Consider the following 15454-nt stretch of genomic DNA (forward strand, 5'->3'; position numbering starts at 1 on the left):
GCAGGGGCAGGCCCGCGGAGCGAAGAACTAGACTCGGAGCATGCCGGACGCCATCCAGGGCACGCAGCCCTCCCCAGAGCCTCCGGCGCCGCCTCCGGGCGAGGCCGCGTTCTTCGACGTCGACAACACCCTCATGCGGGGCGCGAGCCTGTTCCACGTAGCGCGCAAGATGTACCAGCGGAAGGCGTTCACCCTCCGTTTCGCGGCTGGACTGGCCTGGAAGCAGCTGCGCTTCATCATGCGCGGCGAGACGATGACCGACGTGGATGCGGTGCGCGAGGCCGCCCTCGCCTTCGCGATCGGGATCGCCCACGAGGACATCCTGGCCCTCGGCGAGGAGGTCTACGACGAGATGATCGCCTCGAAGATCTGGCCCGGCGCCCGCGCCCTCGCTGAACAGCACCTCTCCTCGAACCGGCAGGTCTGGCTCGTGACCGGCACGCCCGTGGAGGTCGCCGCCGTCATCTCCAGCCGGCTCGGCCTGACCGGCGCGCTCGGGACGGTGGCCGAAGTCATCGACGGGCTCTACACCGGACGGCTGGTGGGCGACTTCCTGCACGGCTCGGCGAAGGCCGCTGCCGTCCTGGCGGTCGCCGAGAGGGAGCACCTCGACCTCGCACGGTGCTGGGGCTACAGCGACTCGTACAACGACATCCCGCTGCTCACCGCTGTCGGCCACCCCGTCGCGATCAACCCGGACAGGAAGCTGCGCCGTCATGCACGCGCCAACAACTGGCCCGTCTACGACTTCCGCAGCGGTCGGCGTGCGGCCACCTTCGGCCTCAGCGCCGCCACGCTCGTCGGGTCCGTCTACGGCCTGTGGCGCGGCTTCTCACGCTTCCGGGGCCGCTGACGCCGCGGCCCGGCTCTGCCCTCTGCGCGATGCCTTCTGCGCGATCCGCAGGGCCGGGGAACGACGACGGCCCGGATCCGACGCCTCGAGGGCGGGGATCCGGGCCGGTCTGCACACCCCGGCTCGTGGCCGGGCGCCTGCCTACTTCTTGTTGCGGCGCTGGTGACGGGTCTTGCGAAGCAGCTTGCGGTGCTTCTTCTTCGCCATACGCTTGCGGCGCTTCTTGATAACTGAACCCATAGAGTCCTCACAAACTTGTTCTGTTGCCAGGGCGGCATCAGGCTCGTAGCCGGAAGGCCGTCCCTGGTCATGACGTCGGCACCTGCCGTCTGGCAGTCGCCCGGATGATGCAATAAATCGAGCGGGCCTAGGCCCGCCCAAAACGCTCCTTAACAGGGTACATCCGTTTGAACAACGGACTGGACGCGCGGACCCGGCCTCAGGCGCTCTCGGACTGGCCCTCGACCTGCGCGGCGAGGAGGAAGGCCTCGACCGCCGATTCGGGGACGCGGTACGAGCGGCCGAACTGCACCGCAGGGAGGTCACCGGCATGGACGAGCCGGTACACCGTCATCTTCGAGACACGCATGAGCTCGGCCACTTCCGCGACCGTCAGGAACTGCACATCCGAGAAGTTGTTCCCGTCTGCCATCTCACCACTTTTCCTTTGCACGAAGGCTGTTGTTCACCCTGAGACCGGCATCGGGGAGGACACCCCTGGAGGGACTCTCCGGCGTGTCGTCCTGAGCTGTCTGGATTTTCGCCTAAGGAACAACTCTAGTGGCTCCTGTGACCAAAGTGAAAGGACTGTGCGTCACCCAGGCGTCCGTCGTGGGAAGGCCCTACGATTCGCGACGCCGCCGCAGCTGCGACAACAGATCCGCGGCACGCTCGGCTGCGCGTCCCATGGTCCTCCCGATGGGCGGCCGGACGGCCTCGACCCCGGTCGGAGGCTGCGGGGCGGCGAGCACCGCTGCAGCCAGCACCCCGGTCTCGGCGATCTCCGCGGCCCCGGCAGCGCCGACATCCGCATCTGTCGCTGCTTCCGGCGTCGCGTCAGCCGATGCCTCCCCGGCCGGTTCCCCGAGGGCCGTACCCGCCTGCGTCGCGGACGCCTCGAAGTCGGCGAGCCAGTTCCGCACGTGGTCGAGCGGCGCCGGATCCAGCGAGTAGTACCGCTTCTGGCCCTGCGCCCTCATGGTGACCAGTCCCGCTTCCCTCAGGACCTTCAGGTGCTTCGACACCGTCGGCTGGCTCACCTGCAGCTCGACAACGAGCTCCCCCACCGCTTTGTCGCCGTCCCGCAGGTTCTTGAGGATCTGCCTGCGTGTTCCTTCGGCGATGACAGCGAAAACATCATCGATACCCATCCGCCTACCCTAGCGATATATACGCCGCCGGGCATCCTGCGACCCGACGCATCAGTCGAACCAGGGATCCAATCCGTGCAGCGGGAACACGGCCTTGCGCGTCGCCATCACCGTGCGGTCCAGGTCATCATCGGGGTCGTAGCCGACCTCCCAGGAACGCCACCACGTATCCGCACCGTCCCCCATCAGGCGGGGTGCATCGATCCCGTGCCGCTCGAGGACGTACTCGCGCCAGGCTGCGGGTACCTCGCTGCCCGGACCCAGTGCGGCGCCCGCCGCGACCGCGACGAGCAGCGTCCAGGCACGGGGCACCACGCTCGCGAGTGCGTACCCACCCCCGCCGGTGGCGATCCACCGCCCGCCGCACAGGCGGTCCGCCAGATCCCGCACGGCGACCATCATCGCGTGCTGGGCGTCCACGCTCACCCGGAGGTTCGTCAGGGGATCCTCACGGTGGGAGTCGCAGCCGTGCTGGCTGACGATCACGTCGGGCGCGAAGGCCCCGGCGAGCTGCGGCACGACGGCGTGGAAGGCCCGCAGGACGGCGGCATCGCCCGCGACGGTCGGCAGGGCCACATTGACGGCGTAGCCCTCGGCGCCGGGCCCTCCCGTCTCGTTGGCGAAGCCCGTGCCCGGGAAGAGGCTCATGCCCGTCTCGTGGAGGGAGATCGTCATGACGCGGCGGTCGTCCCAGAAGATGCTCTGCGTCCCGTCCCCGTGGTGGGCGTCGACGTCGATATAGAGGACGCGCTGCGCGCCGCGGTCGAGCAGCCGCTGGACGGAGGCGGCGGCGTCGTTGTAGATGCAGAAGCCGCTGGCCCGCGAGCGCGCTGCATGGTGCATGCCGCCGCCGAAGTTGACCGCCCGCACGGTCGTGCCCTGCAGGATGGCATCGGCGGCACCGAGCGAACCGCCGGCCAGACGAGCACTGGCCTCGTGCATCCCGGCGAAGGCGGGATTGTCCTCCGTGCCGAGTCCGTGCGCGGCGTCGGATCTGTCCGGATTGCTGCTGACGAGCCGGACGGCGCTGATGTAGTCGGGGCTGTGGACGCAGGCGAGGTCCTCGTCCGATGCCACGAAGGGCCGCGCGACCGTCACTCCCCGGCGGTCGAGCAGGCCGCAGTCCCGCGTGAGGCGGGCCGTCAGGTGCAGCCTCTCGGGATTCATGGGGTGCAGGCCACCGAAGTCGTAGGCCAGCATCGAATCGTCCCAGACGACCTGGAGGGGTACCGCTGGCCCGGAGTGCGTAGACATCCCTGCAAGGCTACGCGATGGCGGATATTCCGACGATGCCCGCGGGTGAGATGCTTTACTACTGCAGGAAGACAACAAGGGGCGGTCACCGTGCCGCTTCGGCGGGAGGACCGGCAGACGGGGCAGAGCGGGCGTCAATGCTAAGTCAACAGCCGCGGTGGCTGAAGGACGATCAGAACGGATACTTCAGGCTGCTGGCCTCGATCCGTGACTTCGTCGACTCCTTCGCCAACAGCTCTCCCGCCCGGCTCGCCCTGTTCATCTTCAGCGGCGTCATCCTGCTGTTCACCGCGCTCCTGAGCCTGCCGATCGCGACCACCAGCGGCGAGGTCACGGTCCTGCACGACGCCTTCTTCACTGCGGTGTCCGCCGTCTGCGTCACCGGGCTCACGGTCGTCTCCACGGCCACCCACTGGTCCTTCTTCGGGCAGCTGGTGATCCTGCTCGGCATCTTCATCGGCGGACTGGGCACCCTCACGCTCGCATCCCTGCTCGCGCTCATCGTGAGCAAGCGGCTCGGCGTGCGCGGCAAGCTGCTGGCCCAGGAGGCGCTGAACAACGCCAGCCGCCTGGGGGAGATCGGCACGCTCCTGCGGATCGTCATCGTCACCTCCGTGGTCATCGAGATCGTGCTCGCCGTCGTCCTCATCCCCCGCTTCATGATCCTCGGCGAACCGTGGTGGCAGGCGCTGTGGCACGGGATCTTCTACTCGATCTCCGCCTTCAACAATGCGGGATTCACACCGCACAGCGACGGACTGGTGCCCTACGAGACGGACCTCTGGATCCTGACACCGCTCATGGTCGGCGTGTTCCTCGGCAGCCTCGGGTTCCCCGTGGTCATGGTGCTCGTCCAGGTGCGCCACCGGTTCAGCAAGTGGACGCTCCACGCCAAGCTCACCGTGTCCGTGTCGCTGATCCTCCTCGTCGCGGGGACGTTCGGCTGGGGCTTCCTCGAGTGGGAGAACGACCGCACGATCTCCGGACTCAGCGTGGTCGACAAGAGCATCCACGCCCTGTTCGCCTCCGTGATGACACGCTCCGGCGGGTTCAACCTCGTGGACCAGAACGACATGAACACGACGACGATGCTCCTCACGGACGCGCTCATGTTCGCGGGCGGCGGGTCCGCGTCCACGGCCGGCGGCATCAAGGTCACCACGATCGCGGTCATGTTCCTCGCGATCGTCGCCGAGGCGCGGGGTGACGCCGACGTCCGCGCCTGGGGCCGCACCATCCCGCACGGTGCCATGCGCGTCGCGATCTCGGTCATCTTCATGGGTGCGACGCTCGTCCTCGTCGGCAGCGGCCTGATCCTCGCGCTTTCCGACGAGCCGCTCGACAAGGTGGTCTTCGAGGTCATCTCGGCCTTCGCGACCGTGGGCCTCAGCACCAACCTCAGCGCCGAACTGCCCCCTGCGGGCAAGTACGTCCTGTCCGCCCTGATGTTCGCCGGGCGCATGGGCACCATCACGCTCGCCTCGGCCCTGGCGCTGAGGCAACGCAGCACGCTGTACCGCTACCCCGACGAGAGGCCGATCATTGGCTGAAAGACCCGCCCACAACGCACCCGTCCTCGTGATCGGCCTCGGCCGCTTCGGTGCGGCCACCGCCGAGCAGCTGGTCCGGCAGGGCCGTGAGGTGCTCGCCATCGAGCGCGATCCGCAGCTGGTGCAGAAGTTCGCGAGCATCCTCACGCACGTCGTCGAGGCCGACGCCACGAACATCGACTCCCTCCGCCAGCTCGGCGCGCAGGAGTTCTCCGCCGCCGTCGTCGGCGTCGGGACCTCGATCGAGTCGAGTGTGCTCATCACGGCGAACCTCGTGGACCTCGGGATCGACCATCTCTGGGTCAAGGCGATCACGCCCTCGCACGGCAAGATCCTCAAGCGCATCGGCGCGAACCACGTGATCTATCCCGAGGCCGACGCCGGGCAGCGCGCCGCGCACCTGGTCGGCGGTCGCATGCTGGACTTCATCGAGTTCGATGACGGCTTCGCGATCGTGAAGATGTACCCGCCGAAGGAGACCCAGGGGTTCACCCTCGCCGAGTCCTCCGTGCGTTCCAAGTACGGCGTCACGGTCGTCGGGGTGAAGTCCCCGGGCGAGGACTTCACCTACGCCCGGCCCGACACGAAGGTATCCGGCCGGGACATGCTGATCGTCTCGGGCCACGTGGATCTGCTCGAGCGCTTTGCCGGCCGTCCCTAGCATGCGGCGGGGGCCCGGTTCCCCGCAGCCGGACCCCGCTACCCCGGCCCGCGTCCGCCCCGCGTTCCGGCCGGCGGCCGCATCGGCCCTCGGGGGTGCCCTCGTGCTCGCCGTCGTCGTCGCTGCCGCGCAGATCCACGGACTCGACCTCTCCGTCTACCGGGAGGGCGCGCTCGCGCTGCTCGGCCGGGCGGGCGACAAGGACCTGTACGACGACGCCCTCGTGCAGACCGACACGCGCGGCCTGCCCTTCACCTATCCCCCGTTCGCCGCGATCCTGTTCGTGCCCCTCGCGCTCGTGCCGCAGTCCGTGGCCCTCGGCATCGTCACCGCGCTGTCCTGCGGCTGCCTGGCAGGCGTCGCGGCCCTCGTGGTGCGGTACCTGCGCTCGGCCCGCCCCGCGGGCGCGACGGCGCCGCGGCACACCGCCGTCGCCGTGCTCGCGACGATGCTCGTCCTCGGCCTCAGCGGACCCTGGCGGGAAGGCCTCGGCTTCGGGCAGGTGAACGCCCTCCTGATGGTCCTGGTCCTCACCGACCTGCTGCGCTCCACGCGGTTGCCCTCCGGCGTCCTCGTCGGGATCGCCGCGGGCATCAAGCTGACCCCGCTCGCGTTCGGGCTGGTCTACCTGGCCCGGAGGGACTGGCGTTCCCTCGCCTGGCTGGCGGCGTCCTTCGGCTCCACCGTCGCCCTCGGGTGGGTCCTCGCCCCCCGCGAGTCCGCGGTCTTCTGGCTGGATGCACTGTTCGACGCCTCCCGCGTGGGGGCGACGGCCGACCTCTACAACGTGTCGCTCAATTCGATCGTGGCCCAGTCCGGCCTGCCCGGATCCCTGCAGCGGCCCGTGTGGGCGCTGGCGTCCCTCGCAGTGATCGCCGTCGGGTATCTGGCGATCCGGCGGGCGGACGACGCCGGCGACACCGTCCGGGCGATCGCCGCCAACGCCGTCGTGATGCTCGCGATCTCACCGATCTCCTGGTTCCACCACTGGGTCTGGATCGCGCTGGTCTTCCCCGCCGCCTACCTGTCCGCCCCGGAGGAGGGCGCACGGCGCACAGCCGTCCGGGTGCTGCTGGCCGCCCTCGTGCCCGTCATGATGTTCTCCTCCATCACCGTGACCCTCACCCTCACGGGGGCCGTGTCGGGCGAGGGGCCGCTGCCCCTGCGGCTCTTCACGGCACTCGGCGTGGTCCTGCCGGTGGCGCTGCTGGGGCTTTGGGCGCTGCGGCCGGTCAGGCGGACGGCGGCCCTGCCAGCTCACGGGTGATCGCCGCCGCGCGGGCGGTGGCGGACTGCGCGCCGGCGGTCACTATGTGCGCCAGTCCGAGCTTGTCGAAGGTCTCGATGGCGCTCTGCGTCGTCCCGTTGGGGCTGGTCACGGCCCGTCGCAGCGCCGTGGCGTCGGCGCCCTCCTCCGCCAGCATGAACCCGGCTCCGGCGACCGTCTCGCGGGCGATCAGCTCGGCCAGCCCGGGGTCCAGGCCGAGTTCCTCGCCCGCGGCCGCCATGGCTTCCGCGAGGTAGAACGCGTACGCCGGTCCCGAGCCGCTGACGGCCGACAGCGCGTCGACCTGGGCCTCCGGGATCTCGACGACCGTACCGGCCGGCCGCAGGAGTTCCCGGGCCTGCGCCATGAGCTCCGGCCCCGCCGAGGTGCCGGCCGAGATGGACAGCACGCCCCGTCCGAGGCGCGACGGCGTGTTGGGCATGGACCGGATGACGGGCTGCCCCGCGGGCAGCGCCGCCTCGATCATCGCGATGGACACCGCGGCGGCGACGCTCAGGACGACGGCGGTCGGTTCGAGCGCGGGCGAGACCTCACGGGCGAGGGGGACGATGCCGACCGGCTTCACGCCCAGGACGACGACGTCCGCGTTGCGGACCGCGGCGACGTTCGCGCCGTCGTCCTCGGCGGTGGCGAGGGCCTCGATCCCGTGGCGCCGGCGCAGCTCCGCCGCACGCTCGGCGCGCCGCACGGTGGCGGTGACCAGAGTGGGGTCCAGCCCGGCGGCGAGCAGCCCGGCGAGGATGGATTCGTTCATCGAACCGCAGCCGAGGAAGGCGATGCGCTGCGTTGCTTGCGGAGTCATGGCCCCATCCTGCCACGAGGGCTACCAGCCTTCTCCCAGCATCCTCGTCGTCGCGGCACAAGTTGGGGGCCTAGTGTTCCAACTACCTCATAAGGGTGCGAGTGATGGGGACCGGAATTCCTGATCCGGTCCGGCGTCGGTGGCAACAGATGATTCCCCCAGCATCTGGACCGTCCACCGGCGCCATTCCTCGTTCAACGGCCCGAGCGACCGGCCGGGCGGCCGGGACGTCGGCGCCGCTCAGTGGCGCAGGTGCGAACGCGCGAAGCGGAGGGTCTCGGCGAGCCATTCCTCGCGCTCCCCCGCGCCCCGTGCCCGGCGCGTGCTGACCTCGACGGCCACCACGCCGTCCCACGCCGCCCCTGCGAGGTGTTCGAGTGCCTCGGCGCACCGCTGTTGCCCCTGCCCCGGGAGGAGATGCTCGTCCTTCCCGTTGGGCGTTCCATCGGTCAGGTGCACGTGGGCGAGCCGGTCGCCCAGCGCCCGCATCTCCTCATAGGAGTCCATCCCGGCGATGGCGGCGTGGGAGAAGTCCCAGGTGATGCGCTCGTACGGCTCCGGCACCGGGTTCCAGTGCGGCAGGTAGGCTTTCGCCTCACGGCCGCGGACCTTCCACGGATACATGTTCTCGACGGCGATCTCGACGCCGTACTCGGCTGCGACGCGCGCGATACCCTCGGGGAACTCCTCGGCGTACCCCGTCTGCCAGCGGAACGGCGGATGCGTCACGACCGTCCTGGCCCCCACCTCGGCGGCCATCGCTGCCGAGAGTTCGATCTTCGTCCACGCCTTCCCCCAGACCTGCTGCGTCAGCAGCAGGGTGGGTGCATGGATGGCGAGGATCGGCATCTCGTACCGTTCGCTCAGGACGTTGAGCTGGTCGGGGCTCTGACTCACCGAGTTGTTGGTGACCATGACCTCGACCCCGTCGTAACCGAGGTCCTGGGCGAGCGCGAACGCGTCATGGACCGCGAGCGGATAGACGGAGGCACTGGACAGCGCGACCGGGATCGCGGGCAGGCCGTGGGCCGGGTGCGCCACCTCAGGCTCCCCTGGACAGGGGCGTGCGCCGCATCGAGTCGAGCTGGGAGTGCCCCACCCCGGCACCGGGCAGCGGCTCGTCGGCGTCGAACATCTTGGCGTCGAACCGCCTCAGCAGGAGTCCCTCCCGCAGCGCCCACGGGCAGATGTCCATGGAGGGGACATTGAACAGTTCCAGGGCGCACTCCGCCACGAGTGCTCCCGCGAGGACCTGCGGCGCACGGAGTTCCGAGACGCCGTCCAGGCTGGTGCGGTCCCTGGCGCTCATCGCGGCCAGCCGCTTCGTCCACAGGGTGAGGTCCTCGAGGCGCAGCTCGCGCCGGACGAAGGGACCTGCGGCCGACGGAGCGGCACCCGTGATGCGTGCCAGTGACCGGAAGGTCTTCGAGGTACCGGCCACGAGGTGCGGCGTACCGAGATGGGCGAACTGCGGCACTGCCTCGCGGAGGGTCGCCCGGATGTAGCGGCGCAGTTCCTTGACGCTCCTCGCCGACGGCGGGTCGCCCTGGAGCCAGTCACGCGTGAGCCTGCCTGCGCCGAGCGGTACGGACATGGCGACCTCGGGCAGCTCGTCCGTGCCCATCGCCAGCTCGAAGGATCCACCGCCGATGTCCAGGTTGAGGATCGACTCCGCCCCCCAGCCGTACCAGCGGCGGACGGCCTGGAAGGTCACTGCTGCCTCCTGGTCGCCGGACAGCTCCTGCAGGTCGACGCCGGTCTCCTCGCGGACCCTCGCGAGCACCTCGCTGCCGTTCCCCGCCTCACGGATGGCCGAGGTACAGAAGGCGAGGAAGTCCTCGGCGTCGTGCCCCGTCGCGAACTCCCGTGCCTCGCGGACGAAACCCACCAGCTCGTCCTGTCCCTGTCGGGAGATGCAGCCGTGCTCGTCGAGGTAGGCCACGAGCTGCAGGGGCTTCTTGTGGGAGGCGAAGGGCACCGGCCGACCACCGGGGTGGGCATCCACGAGCAGCAGATGGACCGTGTTCGACCCTATGTCCAGCACACCTAGCCGCATTGTTCCCGCGCTCCCAGCTCTCCCGCTATCGTCTGTGTTCCCGCCCCGCGCTTTCAGGCTACTTACCCGCCGCGACCTTGCGCTTCACGGGTGCCCTGCGGGTGGTCTTCTTCGGTGCCGGTCCCTTCGCACGCTTGTCGGCGAGCATCTCGATCGCCTGCTCCCGCGTCAGCTCCTCGATGGCCATCGACCCCGGGACGGTGATGTTCGTGACGCCGTCGGTGATGTAGGGGCCGAAGCGGCCGTCCTTCACCACGATGGGCTTCTCGCTCACCGGATCGTCGCCGAACTCGGCCAGCGGCGGGGTGACCGTCCGCCCGCCACGCTGCTTGGGCTGCTTGTAGATCTCCAGCGCCTGCTCGAGGGTGATCGTGAAGATCTCCTCCTCCGAGCCGATGGACCGGGAATCGCTGCCCTTCTTCAGGTACGGGCCGAACCGGCCGTTCTGCACCGTGATCTCCTTGCCGTCCTCGTCCGTCCCGAGGACACGCGGCAGATTCATCAGCTTGAGGGCGTCCTCGAGCGTCACCGTGTCCACGGCCATGGACTTGAAGAGCGAACCCGTGCGGGGCTTGACCTTCGCAGGCTTCTTCGGCGGCTTCGGCTTGCCGTTCTTGTAATACTCGACCGGCTGGCTCGCGAGCTCCTCGGCCGTGACCTCGGGGATCAGCTCGATGACGTACGGCCCGTAGCGCCCGTCGCGGGCCACGATCGTGCGCCCGGTCTCCGGGTCGGTGCCGAGGACGCGTTCCTGCGACGTCGGCGCCTCCATCAGTTCGATCGCCTTCTCGGCCGTCAGCTCGTCCGGTGCGAGGTCCTCGGGCACGTTGGCGCGCTGGGGCTCGGTCCCCTCGGGCGCATCCTCCGGCAGGGGCTTCTCGAGATACGGGCCGAACTTGCCCACCCGCAGGGTGATGCCCTCGGCGATCTCCACCGAGTTGATCCGGCGCGCGTCGATCTCGCCGAGCTCGTTGACGATCGTGTGCAGGCCCGTGTCCTTGCGGTCACCGTAGTAGAAGTGGTTGAGCCACTCCACGCGCCCGGCCTCGCCCCGCGAGATGCGGTCGAGGTCCTCCTCGAGCTCCGCCGTGAAGTCGTAGTCGACGTAGTCGTTGAAGTGCTCCTCGAGCAGGCGCACCACGGAGAACGCGATCCAGCTCGGCACGAGGGCCTGGCCGCGGGTCCGCACGTAGCCGCGGTCCATGATGGTGGACATCGTCGCGGCGTACGTGGACGGGCGGCCGATCCCCCGCTCGTCCAGCACCTTGACCAGCGAAGCCTCGGTGTAGCGCGGCGGCGGGGACGTCTCGTGGCCGATGGCCTCGATCGCCGTCGCACCGAGGGCGTCGCCCGTGGCGACGTTGGGCAGGCGCGTGCCCTGGGCGTCGTCGTCGGAGCCGTCCTCGTTGCGGTCGGCGTCGCGGCCCTCCTCGTAGGCGGCGAGGAAGCCGCGGAACGTGATGACGGTGCCGGAGGCGGCGAATTCGGCGTCCCGGCCGTCGGCGCTCGTCGCGCCGAGGCGGAGCGAGGCCGTCGAGCCCTTGGCGTCCGCCATCTGCGAGGCCACGGTCCGCTTCCAGATCAGCTCGTACAGGCGGAATTCGTCACCGCGCAGGGACTGGGCGACCTGCGCGGGGGTGCGGAACGAGTCTCCCGCAGGACGGATGGCCTCGTGCGCCTCCTGGGCGTTCTTGGCCTTCCCCTTGTAGACGCGGCGCGACTCGGGGACGTACTCGGGACCGTACAGCTCGGAGGCCTGCCGGCGGGCGGCGTTGATGGCCTGGTCCGAGAGCGCCGACGAGTCGGTACGCATGTAGGTGATGTAGCCGTTCTCGTACAGCCGCTGCGCCACCTGCATGGTGACCTTCGAACTGAAACGCAGCTTGCGGGCCGCCTCCTGCTGCAGGGTCGACGTCGTGAACGGCGCCGCGGGACGGCGCGTGTACGGCTTCGTCTCGACGGAGCGCACGGTGAAGGCGGCGCTCTCCAGCCCGGCGGCGAGGGACCGTGCCGCCTCCTCGTCGAGCCGGACCGCGTTGGCGCCCTTCAGCTCGCCGCGGTCGGTGAAGTCCTTGCCGGTCGCGATCCGGCCGCCGTCGACGGCGACGAGCTTGGCCGGGAAGGTGCTGCCCTTCGCCGAGTCCTCGGGGGTGAACGTGCCGGTGAGGTCCCAGTACGAGGCGGTCCGGAACGCCATCCGCTCGCGCTCGCGCTCCACGACGAGCCGAGTCGCTACAGACTGCACGCGCCCGGCGGACAGGCCGCGGGCCACCTTGCGCCACAGCACGGGGGAGATCTCGTAGCCGTACAGTCGGTCGAGGATGCGCCGGGTCTCCTGGGCGTCGACCATGGGGATGTCGACGTCGCGCAGCTCGCCCATGGCGCGCGTCACGGCTTCCTTGGTGATCTCGCCGAACGTCAGGCGGTAGACGGGGACCTTCGGCTTGAGGACCTGCAGCAGGTGCCACGCGATGGCCTCGCCCTCGCGGTCGTTATCGGTCGCGAGATAGAGCTCGTCGGCGTCCTTCAGGGCGGCCTTGAGCTCGGCGACCGTCTTCCGCTTCTCCGGTGAGACGACGTAGTACGGCTCGAAATCCTTGTCGAGGTCCACGGCGAACTTGCCCACCGAGGACTTCTTGAGTTCGGCGGGGAGGTCGGAGGGCTGCGGGAGATCCCGGATGTGCCCCATGGACGCCGCGACCTGGAAACCCTCGCCGAGATAGCCCGAAATGCTCTTGATCTTGCTGGGGGACTCTACGATGACGAGCTTCTTGCCGTGCTTCTTGTCCGTGGCCTTGGTCGGCACATCTCTCCTATATATACGGGTGCGATGCCGCGGCAGGTGCGTGGGTGTCCGGTCCGGATCCCGCTGCTCGGCCTCACCTCACAGTATGCGTCATGCGTACCTGCACAAGGGTAACCGCTGGTTTCAGGGGGCCGGAATCAGGAAGCCCTCGCGGACGAGCTGCTCGACATCGACCAGCAGTTCCGCTGTGAACGCCGCGTCGGGCCGGTCCAGGAGCATCGCGAGCGCACCCGCGATCTGGCCCGCGGTGAGATCGCCGTCGCATGCGGACACGAATCCGGCGAGCTCGGTGCTCAGCAGCGTGGTGCGCCGCAGCCCCGCTCCCTGCCGCAGCAGGATGACGCCGGGATGTTCCGCTCCGGGCCGTGCATGACGTTCCTCGGTGACGTCGTCCGCCACCAGCAGGAACTCGTCAGCGATCCCGATGCCCGACGCCGCCTGCTCCGTGTGGGCGGCGAGCCAGTCGTTCCGGCCGATCGCGGCGGCAAGGTGGGGGCCCACGGGCTGTTCGATCTCGTGGGTGATCTCCTCCAGCGTGACCCGGACGAGGTCGTTGGGGTTGCCGGGCCGACGCAGCCATACGGAGCCGAAGCCGATCCCCTCGACATCCCGCGACGCGAAGTCCGCGAGGTAGTCCGCGAAGCTCTCGAGGTATGCCTCCCGGTCGCGGTTCTCCGCGGCGTCCCGCAGCCACGTCTCGGCGTACTGCACGGGTGTCAGCTGTTCGCGCTGGATGACCCAGGCGTCGACGCCGGGCGGGACGAACCCACGGACCCGCCGGTCCCACGCGTTCCCCTCCGGGATCTCCCAGTTGCCGAGCAGCTGGGCGGCACCACCGGGTGCGAGTACTCCCGGCAGCGTCCCGACGAGGTCCTCGACGATGGCGTCCCCGGCGAGTCCGCCGTCGCGGTAGGTGTAGGCCTCCCCGGACCTCCCGGTGCGCGGGGTGATGACGAAGGGCGGGTTGGAGACCACGAGATCGAACCGCTCCCCCTCGACCGGTTCGAGCAGGCTGCCCCTGCGGAGGCTGACGCGGTCCCCCAGCCGCTGCGGGTCGATCTCCAGAGCCCGGGCGTTCAGGAGGAGATTGAACCGGGCGAACCCGAGCGCGCGGTCGGAGATGTCGGTCGCGGTCACGTGGCGGGCATGCGACAGCAGGTGGAAGGCCTGGATCCCGCACCCCGTCCCCAGGTCGAGAGCCCGCTCCACGGGCGTCCGCATGACGGTCTGGGCGAGGGTCAGGGACGCGCCGCCGATGCCCAGGACGTGGTCGTGGCGGAGGGGCCCCGGGCGCTGCTCCGATCCGAGGTCACTCGCCACCCACAGGCCACCGCCTGTATCGGAGCCGTAGGGCCGGAGCTCGACGGCGGCGTGCCGGCTCCGTCCTGCCGACGGGTCGGCGGCAGTGCGCGTCGCAGCTTCCGGCCCGTCGGCCGTTGTGACCTGCCGTTCCTCGTGCGACGTCGGCCCGCCGTCCGCACCGGGCTCGATGAGCCTCAGCTGTTCGAGCCCGGGCACGCCGAGGCGCGGGAACGCGGCCCGCAGATCCTCGTCGCCCACGGCTTCCCCGAGGAGCCACAGGAGGACCGGCACGGCCCGCGCGCCGGCCGAGCCGGAGAGGTGGCGCCTGCATTCGAGGAGCGCGGGGGCGAGCTGACCCCGGCCGAGGGCCGCGTAGGCCGGGGCTCCGAGGAGTTCCCCGACACCGTCGACCGTGTAGGCGAGGTCCCTCAGGTCCTCGGCGAGTGCCTCGAGCGCCGGGAGGTCCCGGCTCGAGGGTGTGGTGGGGACGTCGTCGTCGAAGTCCCGCCGGCCGGTCGGACGCGCGGCCGGCATCACGCGGCGCCCGCGGCCGTCGCCTCGGCTTCGTCGGACTCGCACCCCTGGGGGCACCGCAGTGTCGCCGGGTCGGCCGCGCATGCCGAGCAGTAGAGCGTGAGATTCCGGCAGGACGCGTTGGAGCAGTTCTCGAATGTGTTCGAGGGCGTCTGGCACCGCACGCACTTGCCGATCGTGACGGCGTCATCGCTGAATTCCAGGTGCATGCGCTTGTCGAAGACGTAGAGGGAGCCCTCCCACAGCCCGGCGTCGCGGTACTTCTCGCCGTAGCGGACGATGCCGCCGTCGAGCTGGTAGACCTCCTGGAAGCCGCGCTTGACCATGAGGCTGGACAGCACCTCGCAGCGGATGCCGCCGGTGCAGTAGGTGACGACGGGCTTGTCCTTGAGGTCGTCGTACTTGCCCGAGTCGAGTTCGCGGACGAAGTCGTGCGTGGTGCGCACATCGGGGACCACGGCCCCCTTGAAGCGTCCGATCTGCGCCTCGAGGGCGTTCCGGCCGTCGAAGAAGACGACCTCCTCGCCCTCGGCCCGCTTTGCATCGACCAAAGCGTGCAGTTCCTCCGGCGCCAGGTGGGTGCCCCCGCCCACCACTCCGTTCGCGTCGACCTCGAGTTCCCCGGGCGCCCCGAACGACACGATCTCGTCCCGGACCTTCACGCTCAGCCGCGGGAAGTCGTCCGCGCCGCCGTCAGACCACTTGATCTCCATGCCCTTGAACGCGGGGTACTCGCGCGTGGTCTTCACGTACTGCTTCACCGCGCCGATCTCGCCACCCACCGTGCCGTTGATCCCGTCCTTGGAGATGAGGATCCGTCCGCGCAGCCCCCACTTCTCGCAGAGAGCACGCTGCCACAGGCGGATCGCCTCGGGGTCGGGCAGTGGTGCAAAGGCGTAATAAAGGGCAATACGATTCATCGACACGGCTTAAAGCGTACTTTGCGTCTCAATACGGTCACCTCGGCGCCCGTCCCTG

14 protein-coding genes are annotated in these 15454 nt (G+C 69.7%); 4 read left to right on the top strand and 10 right to left on the bottom strand.

Annotated elements, in window-relative coordinates:
• Nucleotides 1–40: 40 nt before the first annotated feature.
• The gene (locus AC0Z9V_RS07680; protein ID WP_133081164.1) at nucleotides 41–853 is read left to right on the top strand and encodes an HAD family hydrolase; all 813 of its coding nucleotides are present in this window, start codon (nucleotides 41–43) and stop codon (nucleotides 851–853) included.
• Nucleotides 854–994: 141 nt separating this feature from the next.
• Here AC0Z9V_RS07680 and AC0Z9V_RS07685 read toward each other — a convergent pair whose 3' ends face one another.
• The 4 genes from AC0Z9V_RS07685 to AC0Z9V_RS07700 form a co-directional block, all read right to left on the bottom strand.
• The gene (locus AC0Z9V_RS07685) at nucleotides 995–1093 is read right to left on the bottom strand and encodes a 30S ribosomal protein bS22 (protein ID WP_003792170.1); all 99 of its coding nucleotides are present in this window, start codon (nucleotides 1091–1093) and stop codon (nucleotides 995–997) included.
• A 199-nt stretch (nucleotides 1094–1292) separates the two neighbouring features.
• Nucleotides 1293–1505: a helix-turn-helix domain-containing protein gene (locus AC0Z9V_RS07690; protein ID WP_133081165.1), complete on the bottom strand. Its 213-nt coding sequence runs from the start codon at nucleotides 1503–1505 to the stop codon at nucleotides 1293–1295.
• A 190-nt stretch (nucleotides 1506–1695) separates the two neighbouring features.
• Nucleotides 1696–2223: an ArsR/SmtB family transcription factor gene (locus AC0Z9V_RS07695; RefSeq protein WP_133081166.1), complete on the bottom strand. Its 528-nt coding sequence runs from the start codon at nucleotides 2221–2223 to the stop codon at nucleotides 1696–1698.
• A 51-nt stretch (nucleotides 2224–2274) separates the two neighbouring features.
• Nucleotides 2275–3477 (bottom strand): acetoin utilization protein AcuC, encoded by a 1203-nt coding sequence (locus AC0Z9V_RS07700; RefSeq protein WP_459267308.1) that lies wholly within the window; start codon nucleotides 3475–3477, stop codon nucleotides 2275–2277.
• 137 nt (nucleotides 3478–3614) lie between these two features.
• Between AC0Z9V_RS07700 and AC0Z9V_RS07705 the strand changes: the two genes are divergently transcribed.
• The 3 genes from AC0Z9V_RS07705 to AC0Z9V_RS07715 are packed head-to-tail and all read left to right on the top strand — an operon-like array spanning nucleotide 3615 to nucleotide 6955.
• Nucleotides 3615–5027 (top strand): TrkH family potassium uptake protein, encoded by a 1413-nt coding sequence (locus tag AC0Z9V_RS07705; protein ID WP_133081167.1) that lies wholly within the window; start codon nucleotides 3615–3617, stop codon nucleotides 5025–5027.
• On the top strand, nucleotides 5020–5688 hold the full coding sequence (locus AC0Z9V_RS07710) for a potassium channel family protein (RefSeq protein WP_104050125.1): 669 nt from the start codon (nucleotides 5020–5022) through the stop codon (nucleotides 5686–5688). The genes AC0Z9V_RS07705 and AC0Z9V_RS07710 overlap by 8 nt, the downstream gene beginning before the upstream one ends.
• Complete coding sequence (locus AC0Z9V_RS07715; RefSeq protein WP_485141157.1) at nucleotides 5672–6955, top strand: glycosyltransferase 87 family protein; 1284 nt, start codon at nucleotides 5672–5674, stop codon at nucleotides 6953–6955. Before AC0Z9V_RS07710 ends, AC0Z9V_RS07715 begins: the two co-directional genes overlap by 17 nt.
• On the opposite strand, the gene proC is transcribed toward AC0Z9V_RS07715, so the two are convergent.
• The 6 genes from proC to trhO all read right to left on the bottom strand — a co-directional run bounded on the left by proC (nucleotide 6921) and on the right by trhO (nucleotide 15402).
• Nucleotides 6921–7778, bottom strand: a complete 858-nt coding sequence (gene proC, locus AC0Z9V_RS07720; protein ID WP_485141158.1) for a pyrroline-5-carboxylate reductase — start codon at nucleotides 7776–7778, stop codon at nucleotides 6921–6923. The genes AC0Z9V_RS07715 and proC overlap by 35 nt on opposite strands.
• Before the next feature lie 240 nt (nucleotides 7779–8018).
• On the bottom strand, nucleotides 8019–8819 hold the full coding sequence (locus AC0Z9V_RS07725) for a sugar phosphate isomerase/epimerase family protein (RefSeq protein WP_208739175.1): 801 nt from the start codon (nucleotides 8817–8819) through the stop codon (nucleotides 8019–8021).
• Nucleotide 8820: 1 nt separating this feature from the next.
• A complete protein-coding gene (locus AC0Z9V_RS07730; RefSeq protein WP_485141159.1) occupies nucleotides 8821–9834 on the bottom strand; it encodes a Ppx/GppA phosphatase family protein in 1014 nt (337 codons plus the stop codon).
• 58 nt (nucleotides 9835–9892) lie between these two features.
• On the bottom strand, nucleotides 9893–12640 hold the full coding sequence (gene topA, locus AC0Z9V_RS07735; protein ID WP_459267312.1) for a type I DNA topoisomerase: 2748 nt from the start codon (nucleotides 12638–12640) through the stop codon (nucleotides 9893–9895).
• A gap of 123 nt (nucleotides 12641–12763) precedes the next feature.
• Nucleotides 12764–14476 (bottom strand): DUF7059 domain-containing protein, encoded by a 1713-nt coding sequence (locus tag AC0Z9V_RS07740; RefSeq protein WP_485141160.1) that lies wholly within the window; start codon nucleotides 14474–14476, stop codon nucleotides 12764–12766.
• A complete protein-coding gene (gene trhO, locus AC0Z9V_RS07745; protein WP_485141161.1) occupies nucleotides 14476–15402 on the bottom strand; it encodes an oxygen-dependent tRNA uridine(34) hydroxylase TrhO in 927 nt (308 codons plus the stop codon). The genes AC0Z9V_RS07740 and trhO overlap by 1 nt, the downstream gene beginning before the upstream one ends.
• Nucleotides 15403–15454: the final 52 nt, after the last annotated feature.

The organism is Arthrobacter sp. UYP4, assembly GCF_057291175.1.

What these genes read in the sequence shown, in the direction of transcription:
- AC0Z9V_RS07680 (WP_133081164.1), top strand. Translation starts at nt 41, where the DNA reads ATGCCGGACGCCATCCAGGGCACGCAGCCCTCCCCAGAGCCTCCGGCG.
- AC0Z9V_RS07685 (WP_003792170.1), bottom strand. Translation starts at nt 1,093, where the DNA reads ATGGGTTCAGTTATCAAGAAGCGCCGCAAGCGTATGGCGAAGAAGAAG.
- AC0Z9V_RS07690 (WP_133081165.1), bottom strand. Translation starts at nt 1,505, where the DNA reads ATGGCAGACGGGAACAACTTCTCGGATGTGCAGTTCCTGACGGTCGCG.
- AC0Z9V_RS07695 (WP_133081166.1), bottom strand. Translation starts at nt 2,223, where the DNA reads ATGGGTATCGATGATGTTTTCGCTGTCATCGCCGAAGGAACACGCAGG.
- AC0Z9V_RS07700 (WP_459267308.1), bottom strand. Translation starts at nt 3,477, where the DNA reads ATGTCTACGCACTCCGGGCCAGCGGTACCCCTCCAGGTCGTCTGGGAC.
- AC0Z9V_RS07705 (WP_133081167.1), top strand. Translation starts at nt 3,615, where the DNA reads ATGCTAAGTCAACAGCCGCGGTGGCTGAAGGACGATCAGAACGGATAC.
- proC (WP_485141158.1), bottom strand. Translation starts at nt 7,778, where the DNA reads ATGACTCCGCAAGCAACGCAGCGCATCGCCTTCCTCGGCTGCGGTTCG.
- AC0Z9V_RS07730 (WP_485141159.1), bottom strand. Translation starts at nt 9,834, where the DNA reads ATGCGGCTAGGTGTGCTGGACATAGGGTCGAACACGGTCCATCTGCTG.
- AC0Z9V_RS07740 (WP_485141160.1), bottom strand. Translation starts at nt 14,476, where the DNA reads ATGCCGGCCGCGCGTCCGACCGGCCGGCGGGACTTCGACGACGACGTC.